Annotated in this window: 14 protein-coding genes; 3 read left to right on the top strand and 11 right to left on the bottom strand. The window is 61.9% G+C overall.

What is annotated here, in order from left to right; translation table 11 throughout:
* The 5 genes from KA184_16700 to KA184_16680 form a co-directional block, all read right to left on the bottom strand.
* Positions 1-740 (bottom strand): SDR family oxidoreductase (locus KA184_16700; GenBank protein MBP8131220.1); only part of this gene is annotated, 740 nt, incomplete at its 3' end.
* Positions 741-788: 48 nt separating this feature from the next.
* The gene (locus KA184_16695) at positions 789-3,062 is read right to left on the bottom strand and encodes a glycoside hydrolase family 2 (protein ID MBP8131219.1); all 2,274 of its coding nucleotides are present in this window, start codon (positions 3,060-3,062) and stop codon (positions 789-791) included.
* A gap of 110 nt (positions 3,063-3,172) precedes the next feature.
* Positions 3,173-4,162 (bottom strand): aminotransferase class IV, encoded by a 990-nt coding sequence (locus tag KA184_16690; protein ID MBP8131218.1) that lies wholly within the window; start codon positions 4,160-4,162, stop codon positions 3,173-3,175.
* A gap of 95 nt (positions 4,163-4,257) precedes the next feature.
* Positions 4,258-5,406 (bottom strand): cellulase family glycosylhydrolase, encoded by a 1,149-nt coding sequence (locus KA184_16685; protein ID MBP8131217.1) that lies wholly within the window; start codon positions 5,404-5,406, stop codon positions 4,258-4,260.
* 34 nt (positions 5,407-5,440) lie between these two features.
* Positions 5,441-6,958 (bottom strand): alpha-N-arabinofuranosidase, encoded by a 1,518-nt coding sequence (locus KA184_16680; GenBank protein ID MBP8131216.1) that lies wholly within the window; start codon positions 6,956-6,958, stop codon positions 5,441-5,443.
* 473 nt (positions 6,959-7,431) lie between these two features.
* Here KA184_16680 and KA184_16675 point away from each other — a divergent pair, with 473 nt between their 5' ends.
* From KA184_16675 to KA184_16665, 3 genes are all read left to right on the top strand, one after another.
* A complete protein-coding gene (locus KA184_16675; protein ID MBP8131215.1) occupies positions 7,432-8,601 on the top strand; it encodes a galactose mutarotase in 1,170 nt (389 codons plus the stop codon).
* A gap of 49 nt (positions 8,602-8,650) precedes the next feature.
* Positions 8,651-10,270: a solute:sodium symporter family transporter gene (locus KA184_16670; protein MBP8131214.1), complete on the top strand. Its 1,620-nt coding sequence runs from the start codon at positions 8,651-8,653 to the stop codon at positions 10,268-10,270.
* A gap of 110 nt (positions 10,271-10,380) precedes the next feature.
* Entirely contained in the window at positions 10,381-13,110 is a 2,730-nt protein-coding gene (locus tag KA184_16665) for an alpha-L-fucosidase (protein MBP8131213.1), read from the top strand.
* A 33-nt stretch (positions 13,111-13,143) separates the two neighbouring features.
* On the opposite strand, the gene KA184_16660 is transcribed toward KA184_16665, so the two are convergent.
* The 6 genes from KA184_16660 to KA184_16635 form a co-directional block, all read right to left on the bottom strand.
* A complete protein-coding gene (locus KA184_16660) occupies positions 13,144-14,400 on the bottom strand; it encodes a hypothetical protein (GenBank protein ID MBP8131212.1) in 1,257 nt (418 codons plus the stop codon).
* Positions 14,397-14,987, bottom strand: a complete 591-nt coding sequence (locus KA184_16655; GenBank protein MBP8131211.1) for a cytochrome c — start codon at positions 14,985-14,987, stop codon at positions 14,397-14,399. Before KA184_16655 ends, KA184_16660 begins: the two co-directional genes overlap by 4 nt.
* Before the next feature lie 68 nt (positions 14,988-15,055).
* Complete coding sequence (locus KA184_16650) at positions 15,056-15,580, bottom strand: DUF3341 domain-containing protein (protein MBP8131210.1); 525 nt, start codon at positions 15,578-15,580, stop codon at positions 15,056-15,058.
* Positions 15,577-17,016, bottom strand: coding sequence for a polysulfide reductase NrfD (gene nrfD / locus KA184_16645; GenBank protein ID MBP8131209.1), 1,440 nt, complete (start codon positions 17,014-17,016; stop codon positions 15,577-15,579). Before nrfD ends, KA184_16650 begins: the two co-directional genes overlap by 4 nt.
* Positions 17,009-20,056 (bottom strand): 4Fe-4S dicluster domain-containing protein, encoded by a 3,048-nt coding sequence (locus tag KA184_16640; GenBank protein ID MBP8131208.1) that lies wholly within the window; start codon positions 20,054-20,056, stop codon positions 17,009-17,011. Before KA184_16640 ends, nrfD begins: the two co-directional genes overlap by 8 nt.
* Positions 20,057-20,159: 103 nt before the next feature.
* Positions 20,160-20,522 (bottom strand): cytochrome c3 family protein (locus tag KA184_16635; GenBank protein MBP8131207.1); only part of this gene is annotated, 363 nt, incomplete at its 5' end.

Genomic DNA, 20,522 nt, shown 5'->3' with positions numbered 1-20,522 from the left:
GGCCTGCGCGCGGTTATGGCGTGCACCACGCATTCGGCCACAACGCGCACGGGCGAAGCGCGGCGGGCCGCTTTGTCCGCTTCTTTGCGCAGCAGCTCAATCGCGTCGTCGTAGAGCGCCTGGCATTCGCGAGGCATGCGCGCAAGCATGGCCTCGTTTTCCGCCTTGGCTTTCTCCCAGATTGGCGTCTGGATCGCGCCGGGTTCTACCAGGCTGACCCGGATATCCCACGGCGCGAGTTCCACGCGCAGGCAATCGCCTATCGCTTCCACTGCGAATTTGGACGCCGAATACGGCGCCATGAACGGCACCGCGAGAAACCCGTTATTGGAGCTGACCAGACACAACCTGCCGGAAGCCGCGCGCAGCAGAGGGAGAAATGCCTGCGTGACGGCTACAACGCCAGTAACATTAACACGCAACTGACGGTCAAAGTCCTCCATCGGGATAAACTCCAGCGGCCCCGCAACACCGATTCCCGCGTTGTTTACGAGCCCGTGCAAACCGGCCTCCCCAACTGTGCCCCTCACGTATGCCGCCGCCGACTTGACCTGGTCGGCGCTCGTCACGTCGAGCATGACGGGTTCGAGTTTGCCGCCGCCCTCCGCACGAATCCGCTCCACATCCGCATCTTTGCGAACCCCCGCAAACACGTGAAAGCCCTTCTCCGCCAATGCTATCGCGCTGGCATAGCCGATGCCCGTCGATGCGCCGGTCACGAGTGCATATCGCTTGTTCATCGATTCATCGCTCCGTCCGGAATGTCGCCCGCATCACTCCGCGCCGCTCTAAAGATTCCCGAGCGCCGCACGATGCAGTTCCGCCAGTTCCGCCGCGGGGATTTTGGCCACCGCACGGTCGTAAGTCAGCAGGCCGTTGATTTCGGTTTCCACGTCCGTCGTCTGCGTGTACACCCCGCCCGCAATACCCAGCTTGCGCAATTCACCGAGCCGCACGAGGGACGCGCGATACCGCGCCTGGTGCTCTTCGGCCGTTGCGGGCAACTGCCCGTATCCCCAATTGCGCTGGGCCGGATCCCACAGATGATTCTCCACCGGAAATCCGTGGCCGCCGAATTCACCGACCACCTTGATGAATCCGCCAAAACGCGCTTCATCAAAGGGAAAATCAGGTTCTGGATAAGAGTGAAAGTCAACAATGTCTCCGACAGTCCAGAAATTGCCGCCGCTCGCGATATTCACCAGCCTGCCGGGATCGCGTTGCGCGGTCCAGCGGCCGACTTCCACTGACCGGTGCTGGCCCCATGCCTCGTTGAACGGCACCCACACCACGATACACGGATTGTTTTCAAGCGAGTCGACCATGCACTCCAGTTCCCGCAGGTACTGCTTGTGATGTTCCTCCGGCCAGTCCGCATCCACCGGGTCCGCCTGAACGAATTTCCACGAAGGTCCGTTTCCGGCGCTCGGCTGGTCTTGCCACACCATCATTCCAAGCCGGTCGCAGTGGTAGTAATACCGGCGCGGTTCCACCTTGATGTGCTTGCGGATCATGTTGAACCCCGCGGCCTTGAGATACTCGATGTCGTACAGCATCGCTTCGTCGGACGGCGGCGTGAGCAGGCCATCGGGCCACCAGCCCTGGTCCAACGGCCCCAAGTGAAAAATCTCCCGGCCATTCAGCGTGAAACGCAAATGCCCCGCCGCGTCGCGAGCCTTGCCTGCGCTCCGGATGCCCGCGTAGGAAGAGACACGGTCCACGGTGCTGCCCTGCGCGTCAAGCAGTTCAATCTCGAGCGTGTAAAGATGGGGCGAATCCGGCGTCCAAAGCTTGGCATTATTTACGGAAACGGAAAGCCCGGCCGAGCCTCCCTCGCCCGTAACGACCGTCTGATCGCCGTCCTTGACCGTCACGCGAAGTACTGCCGAACCGCCGGATCCGCCCAAGTCCGCCGAGAGGCGTATGGTGCCGGACGAGGCATCGGTGACAATGTGCAAGTCCTCGATGTACGTTTCGGGGACCTGTTCAAGCCAGACCGTCTGCCAGATGCCGGACACGCGCGTGTACCAGATGCCCCGGGGCGCAAGAACCTGTTTCCCATGCAGTTGCCAGGATTCGGTGGCGTCTTCCACCCGTACGATGAGATTGTTGGCGCCCTGCCGAACAGCGTCTGTGACATCCAGCGAAAACGGCGTATTGCCGCCCTGGTGGTTCCCCACGTGCGCCCCGTTCAGCCAGACGTCGCAATGGTAGTCGACGGCCTCGAAATTCAAGAGCGTTCGCGCGCCTGCCGCGCCGGGGAGTTCCAGCGAGCGCCGGTACCACAGCGCTTCCGTGGGCTGCAGCAATCGCTGCACGCCGCCGAGTTTCGATTCCAGCGCGAACGGAACAAGGATTTCGCCGTCCCAGTTTTGCGGCGGTTCCTGCCGCTGGACAGGCGTAACCGCATACTCCCAGAGACCGTTCAGGTTCTGCCATGCTTGCCGGACCATCTGCGGCCGCGGATACTCGGTCCACGCGTTCTCCGGCGTGACCTCAAGACCCCATCGCGTCACGAGACTGGTCTTGAACGGAACAGTCTGGCTGTGTTTGGGAGGTAGAACAGGTTCAGAACCGGCCGCAACCAAGTGCGCGTCGATGAACTGAACGCCGCGCTCGTTGTGACAGTGAACCGCGAGCACATTGTGTCCCGGTCGCAGCGCAGCGGCGCCCTCCGCGCCGACGGGAAGAAGCTTATATCGCAGAACGGCCCCACCTAGCGTCGCAATCAGACGCCCATTCAAGTAGACGTCGGCGTCGTCATTGTGACAGATGTATAGCGCGTGTTCTTCCGCCCCCTCCCCGGCCTCCACGACCTTGCGCAACCAGATGTCGGCCGTTTCCCAAGACGTGTCCACACGCAGTCTGTCGCGGCCGGGCGTGCCAAAGCCGCCGTACCCCTCTTGCCACGTGCTGTCGTCAAAATCCGGTTGCTGCCAGCCTTCGGGCGGCGTTTCGGTCGTAAACCGCCACAAATCCACAATCGGGGTCTCCGCCCGAGCGGCCGAACACGAGAGCGCAAGAACCGTCGCGAGCCGCCTGAGGCGTCTGTCGAACTGCATGCCATGATAATACACACTGCTACTCCCTATGGGTTCAAACATAAGCATGTAACACGCATCCCGGTATTCCGCTCCCCGGTTGGCCCGCCGCGGCACGGCGGGTCCGTCCGTCACTGCCCTCCGGCCAGTTCATATCGCACCGGCGTGCCGTGCCAACCGGCCCAGCGCTTCTCCCAATAGAGATTGTGCAGGCGTATGGACGTCCCGCCCGCACCTTCCTTTCCGGAGACTGCCTTGCCGTCCACGCTACGCACCGGCATGATGCTGCCCGCCGTCGTCGTCATGAATACTTCCTCGGCCTTGCGCAATTCTTCGGCGTGAACCCGGCGGCATGCCGCGGGAATGCCCAGTTCCGCACAGAGTTCCAGGACACTCTGACGCGTGAGCCCTTCCAAACAGCCGGAGTCGGGCGTGACCACGACGCCTTCCACAATGGCAAAGATGTTCGCGCCCGTGGCCTCGGCGAGATAGCCGTCCGCGTCCGCGAGCACGGCCCACTCCGCGCCGCGGTCGCCCGCCTCGAACAACGCCATCTGCATATCGAGCCAGTGGAAATTCTTGGCCGTTGGGTCCACCGCGCGGGACGGGATACGGATACGGTCACGGCTGACAATAAGGTCGATGCCGCGGGCGCGCTGGTCGTCATCAAAGAGGAACACAAACGGCGTGGCGAACGCGTAGAACTGGTTGTCGAACTTGACCGGGTCCACCATTTCGTTCCGGCCCATGGGAGGAATACCGCGCGTGACCGTCCACCACACATAGGCGTCGCGCAACCCCGCGCGGGCAACCAGTTCATGCAGGATCTCCGCTTCGCGCTCCCGGTCGAAGGGATTGCGCACGCGAACGGCCGCGCAGGACCGCGCAAAACGCGCCTGATGTTCCTCCAGCCGGAAAAACATGCCCCGGCTCACGCTTACCACGTCGTACACGGCGTCCGCGTGGAACAAGCCCGCGTCGTACAGGGGCACGGACGCCGTCAACAGAGGACAGAACTCGCCGGTAACGAAAGCGGCCCCGAAGGCGTAGTCAGGGTCGCAGGGCAATTGAGCGTGCTCCGGATGAGTCAGCATGATTTCGTGGACGCGGATGAGCTCCATCTGTCTTTCCTCTCCTTGATGTTCAGAGTCCCATCACGTTTTCAGTCCCTGTCATTTTCGGCATAAGACCCGCGGCAGGGATATCTTTCCTTTGACTATTCCTGCATGCCCGTCAGTTTCCGGATCAGTGCAATCTCGTCCGCGGCATAGGGTGTGCCGTCTTTTCGGAATACATCGTGGAACCAGGGCGCCGGTTCTCTCGTGTATCTCCGCGTCCACGAATCCCACGGGTAGATCGTCTGCGAACGGCCGTCGACGAGCCCCCAGTTGATTGCGCCCACATTTTGCTCTCTGAAATACGGAAGGATGCTCTGGAACGTGCTGCCCGAGCCGCGCGACATGTACTCCGTGCAGATGATCGGGCGTCCCAGACGCTTCAACCAGGCCACCGCGGCGCGCGCGTCCGCAAGCGGGCCATAGCAGTGAAACGTGATGACGTCGGACCGCTCCAACATTACGTTGTCCAGCGGCGGCGCCGGGTTGGTGCGCCGCCCCACGTCGACCCACATCCCGGCCGTCAGCGGCTGTGATGGATTGACCTCGCGTCCCCAGTCAAAAAGCTTGTTCAACAGGATCAGGTGGGCGGCTTCCCGTTCTTCCTGCGCCCAGTGGTCCTCGTATTGCGTCACCGGGTTGCCCGGTTCGTTGAGCAGGTCCCAGGCCAGCACGCGCTTGTCATCCTTGAACCGGGTCAGGACAGCCGTTACATAGGGTCTCAGCCGTTCTTCATAGAGGTCAGGCTCCTTTTGCACGTCTACGTGAGGGCTTTGCACCCAACGCGAATTGTGCACGTGTGGAACCGGCTCCTCCTGAGGTCCCAGTCTGGGATACGGGTCCCATACACAATCGAGCAGGACGAACACCGTCTTGATGCCGTGCCGGTCCGCAATAGACAGATACTCCTCAATACGTTGTTCAAAACTCCCCGCATCCGCGGTCCACAACATATCGTGCAGATACACGCGCATCACGTTGAAACCGATAGCTGCGGCCCATCCGAGTTCGCGGTCGATGGTTTCGGGGTCCCAAGTCCCGGCCTGCCACATCTCGAGCTGATTCGATGCGGTGCTCGGCACGAAGTTGGCCCCTGCCAGCCATTTCTGCGCCGCGTACCACGCCTGGGCGTGCTCGGCGGTCCAGCGTCCACCGTCTGAATGCGCGTCAATGCCGCCCGGCTCGTCCCCGGCCGAAGTACACGCGCACAGAGTCCCCGCAAGTCCCAGGTTTACGGCAAACAGCGTCATCATTCTTCGTCTCAGCATCATAAGGCCTCGTTCCTTACATGATTTCAAGAAGCACAACGGACTTGGCGGGCAACACCGCCTCAAGACGGCCACCGGCAATCGCGGCCTCGTTCCATGCCACCGGTTTGACCGCGTCCGGGTGCTCAAAGGTGTTGACCGTATTGATCGCCGGCGCCGTCAGCAGGAGTCCCACGGCAGAAGCCGCGGCCGTCCCGCCAAGCGCGCATTCGATACGCACGGCCCGGTTCGGGTCGGTGTTAGCCAGAGAAAGGTGTATGCGCCCCTCGTTGTCTTTCGACGCGGAAGCGGTCACCATCGGTATGGACTGGCCGTCGAAGCGGTACTCGGGGGCCTCCAACTCGACGGGCAGCGAAACGGCGTCCTGGTGCACCTTGAACATGTCGAATACATAATAGGTTGGCGTAAGGACCATCTGTTCGTCTTTGACGAGAATCATCGCCTGCAGTACGTTGATGGTCTGCGCGATATTGGCCATGCGGACCCGGTCGCAGTGCTTATGGAAAATGTTGAAGTGTATGGCCGCCACGAGGGCGTCGCGCAGGCTGTTCTGCTGATAAAGGAACCCGGGCGTGCTTCCCGGTTCCTGGTCATGCCACGCGCCCCATTCGCCCACGATAAGCGCCACGTGTTTCTCGGGGTCGTATCGGTCCATGACCGACGACTGCGCGGCCAGATGGCCGTCTATCAGCAGCGCCCGCCTCAGTTGATGAAACCAGTCCATCTCCGTGAAATCCGTCGCCGACCGGCTTTTCTCGCCCGAACCGCAGTAGTAGTGGAGATCGATTCCCTGCATCATGCGCAGGTCGATGTTTTGCATCAGGGTCTCCATCCATTCGAGATTGTCCGCGTAGGGTCCGCAGGCGATTCGGAAAGCCGGGGCCTCGGGATAGTCGCGGACGTACGTGCAGAATTGGCGGTACACGTCGGCGTAGTAATCCGCTTTCATGTTGCCGCCGCAACCCCAATTCTCGTTTCCAATCCCCCAGTACTTGACTCTCCACGGCACGTCCTGGCCGTTCGCCCGCCGCAGGTCCGCCATGGGGCTTACCCCGCCAAAATTAACGTATTCGACCCATTCCGACAGTTCGCGGACCGTGCCGCTGCCCACATTCCCCGTGATGAATGGTTCGCAATCCAGTTGCCGGCAGAGTTCGAGGAATTCGTGGGTGCCGAAGTGATTGTTCTCCGTGACTCCGCCCCAGTGCGTGTTAATCATGGTGGCCCGTTCCGCACGCGGGCCGATCCCGTCCTTCCAATGGTACTCGTCGGCAAAGCAACCGCCAGGCCAGCGCAACACCGGCACGCGAATACGCCGCAATGCCTCGACCGCGTCATTCCGGATCCCATTCGTGTTGGGAATCGGGCTGTCTTCGCCGACCCAGTACCCCCCGTAGATGCAATTGCCCAGGTGTTCAGAAAAGTGGCCGTACAGGTTGCGGCTTATTACGGCGCCGGGCAGGTCCGCCCGAAGCGTCAGCGTTGCGGTTGGGGTATCCTCAGCAGCGGCGCAGGCCCCCAGAATTGTCGCCATGAAGACCCCCGCACGTGAAAGATACCGGCCCTTATGCACGCTAATCCACCCGTTCATAGTCAGGTTCTCCTTGACCCCTTCATCGTCGTACGCACGGACACGACCCCCACTTCCTCATACAAATTCCCACTACGCCGTCAACCCGGCCTCTCCGGCACGTCCTGCCCGAGATTACCTGACGCTGTGCTTCCGGGGCAAGAGCCCTATTAGTTGCAGCAGCTAATGCTGCTCTCCTCAAGACGCGGATGGAACCCGTACCCCTCATCGTCTTCTTGACACTCTTTAAAGAAACTTCCGTGCCGCTTTCTCAGGAATCGCCCATTACCAGTGCGTCGTGGTCACGGAAGAATAAGTGAGGTGAGCTTTGAGGGCCTGTTCTGATATCTTTCCGAGAAGAGACTTTCCTGGCGGGGCGGGGGCCGAGATGTCAGATCGCGGCAGGAATGGATGGAATACCGGAAGGAGAACGCGCCATGAACTGCGCAGCAATTCGGATCATAGGGATATTGGTCTTCACGGCAGTGTGGGCGGGTTGCGCCACGTGTCCGACCCAATCGCGCCCCGCCTGCGTCGGCGTGCAGGCGGGCGTGCGCGTCGCGCCCTATGGCGTGACGCCCGATGGCCAAGACATTTCCCTGTACACGTTGACCAATGCGAATGGAATGCAGGTCAGGGTCACGAATTACGGCGCTATCGTTCAATCGGTCCTGACGCCCGACCGCAACGGCGCGCTGGCAGACGTCACATTGGGCTTCGACACGCTCGACGGCTACCTGGGCAAGCACCCCTACTTCGGGGCCGTCGTTGGCCGTTACGGCAACCGTATCGCCAAGGGCAAATTCACGCTGGACGGCAAGGAGTACGCCCTTGCGGTAAACAACGGGCCCAATGCTCTCCATGGCGGCTTGAAAGGCTTCGACAGGCAGGTCTGGACGGCGACACCGTTTGAAGACGCCGGCACAACCGGGTTGAAACTCCGGCTGGTTAGCCCGGACGGGAACGAGGGCTATCCGGGCACGCTGACGGTGACCGTAACCTACCTGCTCACACCCGACAACGCTCTTCAAATGCACTACGAAGCCGCCACGGATGCGCCGACCGTGTTGAACCTCACCAACCACAGCTATTTCAATCTCGACGGCGCGGGCAACGGCGACATTCTGGACCAGTTGGTGATGATTAACGCCGACCGTTTTACGCCGGTCGACGACACACTGATCCCGACCGGCGAACTGCGGCCGGTTGCGGGAACGCCCTTCGATTTCCGCGCACCGAAACCGCTGGGCCGCGACATCGCGGCGGACGACGAGCAGATCGCATTCGGCGGCGGCTACGACCACAACTTCGTACTGAACAAGGAAGCGCCCGGCGCCCTGACGCTGGCGGCGCGGGTCCATGCGCCCGAGAGCGGCAGGGTTTTGGAAGTCTATACGACCGAACCGGGGCTCCAGTTCTATTCGGGCAATTTCCTGGATGGCACGGACGTTGGCAAGAACGGCGTCGCCTATGCGCACCGCTTCGGATTCTGCATGGAGACCCAACATTTCCCGGACTCTCCCAATCAGCCGGCCTTTCCTCCGGCGGTCTTAAGGCCCGGCGAGAAATACGATACGACCACGGTCTACAAGTTCTCAGTCGAATAGGCAACCGGGGACCGCTCCCGCTTGCCGAAAGGGAAATCTGAACATGAGCATGACGTTGATCGACTACCTGTCCATTGTCGCGTTCATTGCGGCGGTTCTCGGCGTGAGCATGTACAAGAGCCGCAACGAAAAAGACAGCGCGGGCTACTTCCTCGCGGAACGCGGCGCCACGTGGTGGCTCATCGGGTTCTCGCTGATAGCGGCGAACATCTCGACCGAGCAGTTCGTCGGAATGAGCGGCGCGAGCGCTGGCAATGTCGGGCTCGCCATTGCCAGCTATGAATGGATAGCAGCCATCACGCTCGTTTTTGTCGCCATCTTCTTTCTTCCCCGCTTTCTCAGCGCGGGCATCTTCACGATCCCGGAATACCTGGAATACCGCTACAACGCCGCGGCGCGCACGATCATGTCGCTGTTCCTCATGGTCATTTACGTCTGCGTGACTATCGTCGCGGTTGTGTACTCCGGCGGCCTCACCATACACGAGATTTTCGACTGGCCGCTCGTTCCGAGCATCTGGCTCATCGGCGTGCTGGCTGCCGCCTATACCACCTTCGGCGGACTGAAGGCCGTCATCTGGGCCGACCTGATCCAGGGCTCCGCGCTCATACTCGGCGGCGCCATCGTCCTGTTCTTCGGCCTCCACGCCATGACGCCCGACGGCGGTCTCGCCGCCGGCTGGGACAAGCTCATGGAACAGGCGGGCGACAAGATGCACATGAGCCTGCCGAACAGCCACCCCGAACTGCCGTTCACCGCCCTGCTCTTCGGTATCTGGATACCGAATTTCTATTACTGGGGTCTTAACCAATACATCACCCAGCGCACGCTGGCCTCCAAGAACCTCAGTGAAGGCCAGAAAGGCGTCATGTTCGCCGCCTTCCTGAAGCTGCTCATCCCCTTCGTGATTGTGATTCCCGGCATTATGGCCTGGATACTCTACCCGGTGGAATTGGGCAGCGGAGATTCGGCAAAAGACGCGGCCTACCCTGTCTTGATCCGCCACCTCATCCCCCAAGGCCTGAGGGGCTTCATGCTCGCGGCGCTTGCGGGCGCGGTTATGAGTTCCCTCGCATCGATGCTCAATTCCGCTTCAACCATCTTCACCATGGACCTTTTCCGCCGCTTCTTCAAACAGGATGCGAGCGAGAAGCAACTGGTGTTCGTAGGGCGAACGACAACGGTGGTCTTCGTCGTGATCGGCTGCCTGATCGCGCCCATGCTGGCCGACCCGAAGTTCGGCGGCGTCTTCCACTACATCCAGGATTTCCAGGGCTTCATCTCCCCCGGCATCCTCACCGCGTTCGTGTTTGGCCTGGTTGTCAGGCGCACCCCTGCCGCCGCCGCCATCGCAGCCATGCTGGCCAACGTGCCGATATACGGCGCCTTGCATTTCAGCGCAGTGCAGACCGCGATCGTGAAAGCGTTCCCCTTCATGGGGTCTCTGAGCGCGGACGGGACAGGCAACATTGCCTTCCTCAACCAGATGGCCATCACCGCGGTCTGCCTGACGTTGGTCATGGCCGTCGTGACCGCGATCAAGCCGTTAAGCAAGCCCGTGGTCATGCCGATTAACAAGGACTTCGACATGACACATTCGCCGGTTGTGCCCCTTGCGGGGGTGGCCATTATCGGCGTCACCGTGTTTCTCTACTATATCTTCTGGTAGGACGCGCCTCGCCGCGCACCGGTGTGCCGCCCATTTGAAACGGCAGTGCGGAGATTGCCGTTGTGAAGGTGTCGTCGCACGTCGCGCAGTCTCGTCTCAGGAGGAAAACCATGCGGTTCGGAGAGGAATCGTGGCCTTTGGTCCTTCCCCTGCTCGTCCTCACGGTCTCCTGTGCTTCGGGCAGCGGCGACCCGACGCATGAACACGCGGAAGGCCGCTGGAGCGTTACCCGCGCCCAAGACTGGCAAGAACATCAGCCGTGGGTCTGCGGCTTCAATTACGTGCCCAGCACCGCCTGCAACACCACCGAATTCTGGTCGGCCGACACCTTCGACGCAGCCACCATCGAGCGCGAGCTGGGTTGGGCGCAGCAAACGGGCTTCAACTCTTGCCGCGTGTTCCTGCAATATCTGGTCTGGCAGCACGACCCAAACGGTTTCAAGAATCGGCTGGAGCGCTTTCTCGAGATAGCGGCGCACAAAGGCATCAGCGTCGTTCCGGTCCTCTTCGATGACTGCACGTTCGGCAAGCCGCGCCTGACAGAACCGCGGATTGGCAGACAACGCGACCCAATTCCCGGCATGATCCTCCCCAGTTGGACGCCCAGCCCCGGTTTGAGCAGGGTGACGGATCGCAACGCGTGGCCGGACCTCGAACGCTATGTGGGCGACGTCGTCAGCACGTTCAAGGACGACACGCGCATCGTTTTCTGGGACCTGTATAACGAACCAGGCAACTCCGATATGGGCGAGAAATCCACGCCGCTGATGGCAGCCGCGTTCACTTGGGCGCGTGAGGCCGGTCCAAGCCAGCCACTGTCCGTGGGCATATGGTCCGGCATGGAGCCCATGAACACGCGTATTGCCGCCCTCTCGGACATCATCACCTACCACGCCTATGCCGGCGCGGCCGGTCAGGAACAGGCCATCGTCGCGCACCGCGCGCAGGGACGCCCCATTGTCTGCACTGAATGGATGGCGCGGCTTCGGGGCAGCCGGTGGGAAACGGACCTGCCAATCTTCGCGCGCGAGAATGTAAGCTGCTTCTGCTGGGGACTGGTGAATGGACGCACCCAGGCGCAGTTTTCCTGGGACTCGCAGCCCGGCGCGCCGGAACCCGAAATCTGGTTCCATGACCTGTTCCACGCGGACGGCACGCCCTATGACCCTGCCGAAATCGCGGTGATTCAGCGCATCTGCCGCCAGATGGGGACGCAAGCGCGCCACGCCGCGCGCGGCATCCCCACGCCGGAGCAGCTCGCATGGCACGAAATGGAAATCCAGATGTTTCTCTGCCTCGATCCCTGTACCTGGCAAGGCCGCGAATATGACGACCACTCTACGCCGCTGGACCAAATTAACCCGGCCGCGCTCGACACGGAACAATGGTGCGCGGCGGCGGAATCCTTCGGCGCGAAACAGATTCTCTTTGTCGCGAAACATGTCGGCGGCTTCTGCTGGTGGCCTACCGAAACGACCGAATACTCCGTGCGCAACATCCCGTGGGAAGACGGGCAAGGCGACGTCCTCGCCGAACTCTCCGCGAGTTGCCGCCGGCATGGACTCAGACTGGGGATCTACATCTATCCGGGCGACGATCAATGGGGCGCGGGCATCGGCAGCGGCGGCAGGACCGCGGACCCTGCAAAACAAGATGCCTACAACCAGGTATTGCGGCGCCAGTGGACCGAGGTCCTGACGCGCTACGGCGAGATCTCGGAACTCTGGTTCGACGGCAGTTGCGTGGTCGACTTGGGCGACATAATTCTCCAATACGCGCCAAAAGCGATGGTCTTTCAAGGTCCCCTTGCGACACTTCGCTGGCCCGGCAACGAACAGGGCATCGCGCCCGACCCCGCATGGCAGACCGTGCGGCGCGCCGACGCTCTGTCGGGTGTCGCAACGGGCGCCCATTCGGACCCCGACGGCGACGTGTGGCTGCCCATGGAGATGGATACGCCGCTGCTGGACCACAAATGGTTCTGGGCGCCGGAAACCGACGGCATGATCAAGTCCCTGGAAACGCTGATGGACATCTACTGCGCGTCCGTCGGCCGCGGCTGCGTGCTCCTGCTCAACGCGACACCGGACACGACGGGCCGCATCCCAGAATCGCATATGCGCCGGTACCGAGAATTCGGCGAGGCCATCCGCGGCGTCTACGCAAACAAGAAGGGCGAAATATCCGGGGCCGGCACGGAATTCGAGGTCAGTTTTGCCGCGCCAACGGCCGTCACGCACGTGGTGATTATGGAAGATATACGCCAGGGACATGCGGTACGGGAATTTATGGTCGAGGGCAAGACCGGCGGTGCCTGGCGCAAGCTGACCCAAGCGGAATCGCTCGGTTACAAGCGCATCGAACGGTTTGAGCGAACAGAGTTCGAGGCGCTTCGCCTGCGCATCGTGAAGTCAGCGCAACCGCCAGTCATTCTGCAATTCGCCGCATTTGACGCGGCGGATGGCGCGCCGCCACCCGGACAGACGGAGGAACCCGCATGGGAATCCGTCGAAGCCTGGGCGGCCATCGCCCCAAAATCGGAATGGCAAACAGCGGAAGTGGACCTGACGCCCTGCATTGAAAAGCCGGGCGAGTATATCGTTGAAATCATCAAGCGCGACGGCGACGCCGAACTTGAAACGGACCTGGTGACACTCCTGGTCGCGGGAGCAGAGGCGCCAAGGCTTGTAACGCCGCTTGAGCGGCCCAATGCCTGGCGCGTGCTGCGCACGGACCAAGTGGTTGCGGGCGAAAAAGGCCGTACCATGTTGCGTCTGGCCGTCCGTCTCGTGTGCGGCGGCACGTGGCGCGGCGAAATGCATATCCGAAGGGGACCATAGCCCGGGAACAAGCGCTCGCGGCACAGCCCCGGCCTACTGATGGTACCCGAGGCTTTCCTGAAGATAAGGATCTCTCAGCGGAACTAGCGCTGACCGTTGCAGCACCCGGCCGAGCCACAGCACAAACAATCCCGCCCCGCCCAGCGACAGCAGGAGTTCCACGGGGCCAAGAGACGGACCAGCAGGTGAAAGGGACGGATAGATCATCAAGTACAGGTCAAGCCACCGGCCCGCAAGCACGACAACGGCCACGCGGGTCAGGACATAGGCATTTCGTTTGCCCCCTCGCGGCAGCAGCGCGAAGAAGGGCGCCACCCAGTTCAGGCCAACATTGAGCAGAAAGAGCGGGCCCCAGGTGCCCTGCACCCGCGGAATGTAGTAGCTCGTTTCCTCGGGGATGTTCGCGTACCAGATGAGCATGTACTGACTGAACCAGATGTACGCCCAAAACGTCGTGAAACCGAGCAGCAGCTTGCCGAGATCGTGGAAGTGTTCATCGGTGACAATCCCGCTCAATGCGCCGCGGCCGCGCAGCCAGGCGACCACGATTATCGTGCAGGCGAGCCCGGAGCAGAACTGGCCGCTGAAGTTGTACACGCCGAAGATCGTGCTGTACCAGTCGGGTTCGAGCGACATGACCCAATCGACGCTCGACAGCCAGCAGGTCAACGCGAACACCACCAGGAAGGCCGCGGAAACGCGGGCGTTGCGGTGCGTGTGCCAGATCTCGCCGTCGAAATCCTGTTCCCGTGAATGGCGCAGCAGCACGCCGGCGAACCCCAGCCACAGCGCGGCGTATACTCCCGCGCGCAGTAACCAGAAACCATAGTTCAGCCACAAGCCTTTGAAGCCCGCATACGCAACCTCTCCTTCCAGGGTTGTCCAAGGGTAGAGCGTGCGGCCCGCGAGCAGCACCAGGAACGTTCCGGCCAGGCCGAGCGGCAGCAGCAACGCCAACGATTCCGGGATGCGCCGGATGGCCACGCCCCAGCCCGCGCCGGATACGTACAGCACGGCAACCAGGAACAGGCCGGCCAGCGACAGGCCAACGAAGTACTGACTGACGAGCAGCAGCGAAGCCCACGCGCGTGACGGCGCAAAGACCAGCCCGATCACGAAGCCGGCCAAACCCAGCCCCAGCAGCGCCAACATCAGCCGTCGCGTCCCGCCGCGCAATTCAAAGCGGGTCACCCGTTCGAGCACCGCGGGCGAGGACAGGTCGGCCCCGGGCACATGGTCGCGGCTTTCGTGGCCGTTACCATTGGCAATGACCGTGGTACTGCTGCTCATGGCTGGGTCTCCGGTTGGGTCAGGGCGTCGGCCGCGCGCGCCGGCGCATCTGCCTGCGCGGTCGCGGACATTTGCTGGAGTTCGCGTATGTGCAGGATTACTTTCCACCTGTCTTCGGGAAAGACCTGAGCAGCGTAAGACGCCATATTGCCCTGGCCGTAGGTCAGCACGTGGAACATCTGTCCGTCTTTCATGTTGACGGCGCGCTCGCCGGTCAGCGAAGGCGGCGGCGGAAATCCCCGCCGCGCGACAGGGCCATCGCCTGCGCCCGACGGGCCATGACAGGGGATGCAGAACGACCGGAACACCTGTGCGCCACGGTCGAGATACGCTTGCCGTTGTTGTTCGGCCCTTTCGCCCGTCGGCGTTTCGAAGGGATTCTTCAACTCCGCGCCAGCGCGCACCGCGTCCTCGGGCGCCGCGGTGTAATGCAGAGGAGTCCGGCCGCGCGCAATAGTGCCGTGCGCCGGAGTCTGAAGGGTCTGTCCGTCCGCAAACACCGGGTTCGGCGCGAAGGCATCGTACGCAACGGAATAGACCATTTCCGGAAGAAACATGAAGTTCGGCTGCGATGTGTCCCGCCGCATCGCCAGTGTCAGCGCCGCGGTCAGAAGGATAGCGGCGAACAGAGCGAGATTGACATAGGATCGCGGTTTCATGCTGCTTCTTCCCGTTCTTCGATGTGTACTGCGTTGAATTGCTCGCAGAGCCGCCTCACCTCGCCGGGATCGAACGTGGCATCCACTTCCTCAATAAGCAAGGCGAAGCGGTCGTCCGTCGTACCGGGGTACACGGGTGGAGACTCCTTGCCCGGCCAGAGTCTCGCCGAAATGAAGAGGGCGACCACGGTTCCAACTCCGGCAAACAAGACCATTACTTCGAAAGTGACCGGAACGAATGCGGGCAGTGAATTCCAGGGCTTGCCGCCGACATTGACCGGCCAGCTCGCGGCGGTGGTCCAGAACTCAAACCACACCTTGAACGCGGCGCCCGCCAGGCCCAGCAGAAAACAGACGAAGGGCAGGCGCGAGGGCCGAAATCCGGCGGCCTGGTCGAGTCCGTGCACGGCGTAGGGGGCGTAGATATCGAGAATCTTGAGGCCCTGCCCGCGCGCGGCGCGAGCGATGCCCAGAATGTCTTCTTCCCGTTCGTAAACGCTCATGAACACACGGCGGCTCATTGGTAGACCTCCTCAAGTTCGCGTTCCCGGCGCCGCGGCGGACGGTGCGCCCCGGCCGGCACGGACTCCGGCGCGGCGTGCGGCCTGCGGCCGTGGCTCAGCACACCCTTGACCTCCGCGATCGCGATCACGGGCAGGAACCGGCAGAACAGCAGGAAAAGCGTGAAAAACAGGCCAAAAGTGCCCAAGAGGGTCACAATCTCGATTAGAGTCGGCGAATAGTCCGCCCAACTCGAGGGCAGGTAGTCGCGGTGGAGCGACGTGACGATAATCACGAATCGCTCGAACCACATGCCGATATTCACGACGATAGTCAGGGCGAATACGGCGGCCAGGTTCTCCCGCGTCTTCTTGAACCACAATAATTGCGGCGAAACCACGTTGCAGGTCACCATGATCCAGTACGCCCAGGCGTAGGGTCCCATCGCGCGATTCAGGAAGACGAACTGCTCATACGGGTTATTCGAATAGGCCGCGGTGAAGAACTCCGTCAAGTAGGCCAGGCCAACGATGCTGCCGGTGACGATAATCACCTTGCACATGGCGTCGATGTGCCGCAGCGTGAAGTAGTCTTCGAGCCCCATGACCTTGCGCGCAATCAGCATCAGCGTCAGCACCATCGCGAATCCGGAGAAGATCGCGCCTGCGACAAAATACGGAGGAAAGATCGTCGTGTGCCACCCCGGGATGATCGAGGTGGCGAAGTCCCAGCTCACGATCGTGTGTACGGAAACCACCAACGGTGTCGCCAGCCCGGCAAGCAGCAGATAAACGACCTCGTAGCGGATCCAGCTTCGGTAGGAGCCGTTCCATCCGAGGCTGAGAACCGACATGACCTTCCGGCGCAGGCCGGGCTTCGCGCGGTCGCGGATGGTGGCAAGGTCGGGGACCAGACCGACGTACCAGAACATCGCGGAAATCGTGAAGTATGTCGATATGGCGAAGAAGTCCCACACGAGCGGCGACCGGAAATTCACCCAGAGCGGACCCCGATAGTTGGGATACGGGAAAATCCAGAAGAAGAGCCAGGGGCGTCCCATATGAATGAGCGGAAAGAGCCCGGCGCACGCAACCGCGAACAGGGTCATCGCCTCTGCCGCGCGGTTCACCGAGGTGCGCCATTTCTGGCGGAACAAGAACAAGATCGCGGAGATGAGCGTGCCCGCGTGGCCAATCCCGATCCAGAACACGAAGTTGGTAATGTCAAAAGCCCAGCCTACGGTACGATTCAGTCCCCACGCACCGATGCCGGTCATCACTTGGTAGCCAATTGCGGCCATGCCTGCGGCGAGCACCGACACGGAGACGGCGAACGCCACCCACCACATACGTGTTGGTTTGCGTTCGAGGATGGCGCAGATGTCGTTCGAGACGTCGATCGGGCGTTTCTCGCCAAGAATCCAGGGTTCTCGCAGGGATGCTTGCACATCAGCCATGATGCACGTCTCCTTCTTCCGCGCCAGCCCGATTTCGGACCAGCGTGAGATATGTCACCGAAGGCCGCACGTTGATTTCTTCGAGCACGCGGAAGGCGCGCCCGCCGGCGATCAGTTTCGCGATCCGGCTCTCGGGGTCATTCCTGTCGCCAAACACGATGGCTCCCGCGGGACACGACTGCTGGCACGCGGTTTGCACCATATCGTCCGATACCTTCACGCCCAACCGTTTTGCCTCGATTTTCGCTTCCTGAATGCGTTGCACGCAGAACGAGCACTTTTCCATGATCCCGCGCGACCGCACCGTCACGTCCGGATTCAGCACGAGATTCTCGACGGGGTCGTCGTGCCCGTACGTGAACCAGTTGAAGCGGCGCACTTTGTACGCGCAGTTGTTCGCGCAATAGCGCGTGCCGACGCAGCGGTTGTACACCTGCGCGTTCAAGCCCTCATCCGTGTGGACCGTCGCAAGCACCGGGCACACGTTCTCGCAGGATGCGTTGTCGCAGTGCTGACACAGCATCGGCTGATGCGCCACATCGACCTCGTCGCTCTCGCCCGAGTAATAGCGGTCGATGCGCATCCAATGCATCTCTCGCTTGCGCCGAACCTCGTCCCTGCCTACGACGGGCACGTTGTTTTCGGCCTGGCACGCGATGACACAGGCACTACAGCCGGTACACGCGGTCAGGTCTATGGCCATGCCCCAGTGGTGCCCGCGTTTCGGGTGGTCGTCCGGATAGAGGTCGCCTTCGACCATATGATGCACATGCGGGTGGCCGGCTTTCGGATCCTGTACGTAGGCGGCGAGCGTTGTCTCGTGCAGGATGGGGCGGCGCAGGCCGCCCGCGGGCGCAAGATGTTCCGGAACGGTGATGGTGTGATGCGTTTGCGTGCTGGCTAGTTCGACGCGCTTCCCCGAGGGCGTGACGGTCACGCCCGCTCTTTGATTGCGCGGTGCACCGGGGGCGAATTGCAGCAACGGCCCCACATGCTTTCCCACCAGGCCGGACTCACCCACGGTGCTCTGCTTCAGAAGCCAATCGGGGCCAATCCCTCCAAAGCGCGCCGTCACCGCTTGGCCGTAACCCAGCGCCACCGCGACGATTCGGTCGTGCTGGCCCGGCTGCACACAGACAGGCAGTTCGATAGACTGTTCCTCGGCGCCGATGCACACCACGTCGCCGTCGCGCACGCCAAGCTGCGCCGCGGCGGCCACGGAGAGACAGGCATAATTGTCCCACGTCACCTTCGATATCGGGTCGGGCAATTCTTGCAGCCATGCGTTGTACGCATGCCGTCCGTCAAACAGTCCAACCTTCGGATAGGCCACGAGAGTGAATGAGTTGTCCGCCGAAGCCTGTGGCGGCGAGACGGCCGTGGCCGCCGCCGCATTGAAAACCGTTTGCGGTGCCTCACGGGGACGCACCCGCGCCACGCCGTCGCGCAGTGTCTGGTCCCAGAACGCGTCGAAAGACGTGGCGGCCGCAACGCGCGGATACACGTTTTCGAGCCAATAGGTTCGTAGCGCTTCGTAGCCTTCCATGGGCCGGCCGGTCCACGCGTGCAGACTCTCCAATACCGACCGCGTCTGAAACAGGGGCCGGATGGCCGGTTGACGTAACGCGACCACGCCGCTGACCGGCTCGGCATCCAGCCACGACTCGAGGAAATGATGGTCGGGACACTGGACGCGCGCACAGGCGGACGTTTCGTCATCCCGCTCGCCGCAATAAACGACCAGGCCCGCACGCTTCAGGATTTCCGCCGAACACGCATTGCCAGCGACTTCGTATACCGGATTCAACCCGGCAACAATCAGCGCGGCCACCTTCCCTTCATGCAATTCGCCCAACAGCGCCGCCAACGCGGCATCATCGCCCTGTCTTTGAAACGAGGGACGTTCCATATCAATGGTTGCGCCGTAATTACCGAGCACCTCGTTGATGAGATTGCACAAGCGCTGCGCCGCGGTATCATGACTGCCGCACACGACCAGGCTCGCGCCGCGCGCCTGCAGCAGGCGCGCCGCGACCGCATCGAGCACCTTTTCCAGTTCCCCGTCCGTCCGTATATCGCCAAGGCGGTCCGTATCTGGCGCAATGCGCGAAACAAGGCCGGTCAGAATGGCCGCTACTTCGGCCGGGGCGATTCGGTGCCGTTCGTCGGCGTTCGCGCCGGTGAGCGACATGAGCGGCTCGAACTGCACATGATACGACATGAGAGGCGCGCCTTCATCGAGCTGTCGTCCCGCGCGATAACCCGACGTGAATTCTACGGGGCTGACCCACGAGCCAAGGAAATCGGCATCAATGCTCACGATGACTCTTGCGCGGTCGAACTGATAGCGTGGCAATACACGGACACCGTGCGTTGCCGCGTGCGCGTCAAGGATGGCCGCCGCCGAAAGGGTGTCATAGACAACGTGCCTTGCGTCCGTGAACGATTCCAGGAATCTATCGATGGCCGATTGCAGCGCTGGACTCGTGACGGTGCGCGAAAGAATTCGAACGGCCCCGCCTGCGCGGCGCACTTCGTCGAATCGGGCGAGAAGTTGTTGATCGACTTCCGGCCATGAACTATCCCGGCCCTGGATGCGGGGTGCGCGCAAGCGACGCGCGTCGTAAAGGCCCAATAGTGACGCCTGACCCACTGCGCACAGACCGCCGCGAGACATGGGATGCTCAGGCAGTCCTTCCAGCTTGATGGGGCGACCATCGCGGCATTTGACCAGTATTCCGCAACTCGCCTCGCAGGCCCCGCACACGGAGGCATAGAACTCGGCACGGCCCGGAATCCTGCCTTCGGGTTGATTCAGATAGGGCAGCGCATATTGAGTGGGTGCCTTGCTGCATCCCCCCGCCGCCGCCGCCGCGGAGAATGCAAATCCAGCTGCTTTCAGGAAGCTGCGCCGGTTCAGGTGGCCCGGCGCCGGCTCCCGCCATGCGTCGATGTCACGCTCGTATACGGCGTCGTCCCCGACAAGCCTCCCGGCCTCATCCGGACTGCGCCAGTAGTGTTTTTCGATTTGCCGTTTCATGAACGATTTCCTGCCTGTTCCGTGTTCTTGGCATCATCACCCAGCATGAGCGCTTGCTCGTAGTTCTTGAGCGCGGGCGGGACGCCCGTGCCACGCGAGACTCTTAGTAATGGCATGTGGTGCAATCCGTTGATGCGTTCACTGGCTTTCCCTGAACGCCAATCTCATTTGACTGCCGGTGACAGTTCACGCACCAGCCCATCGCAAGTGTTTCGACCTGCCGGACACGTTCCATCGTCTCAACGTTTCCGTGGCATTGCTGGCATGCGACGCCTGCGTTTACATGGGCGCGGTGGTCGAAGTAGACGAAATCAGGGAGATTGTGGATTCTTGTCCATACAATAGGTTTCTGGGGCTTCCCGGGATCGCGCTCGCGTGTTTCGTCCAGCCCGAGCGCGTCGTATAGTTTTGCCAGTTCCGGCGAGATAATCGGCGCCACGGGACGGCCCGTTTCCTTCGCGGCAAT

This window comes from Candidatus Hydrogenedentota bacterium (assembly GCA_018005585.1).
Classification (GTDB): Bacteria; Hydrogenedentota; Hydrogenedentia; order Hydrogenedentales; family JAGMZX01; genus JAGMZX01.
This window is presented reverse-complemented; position numbering and strand designations above follow the sequence as displayed.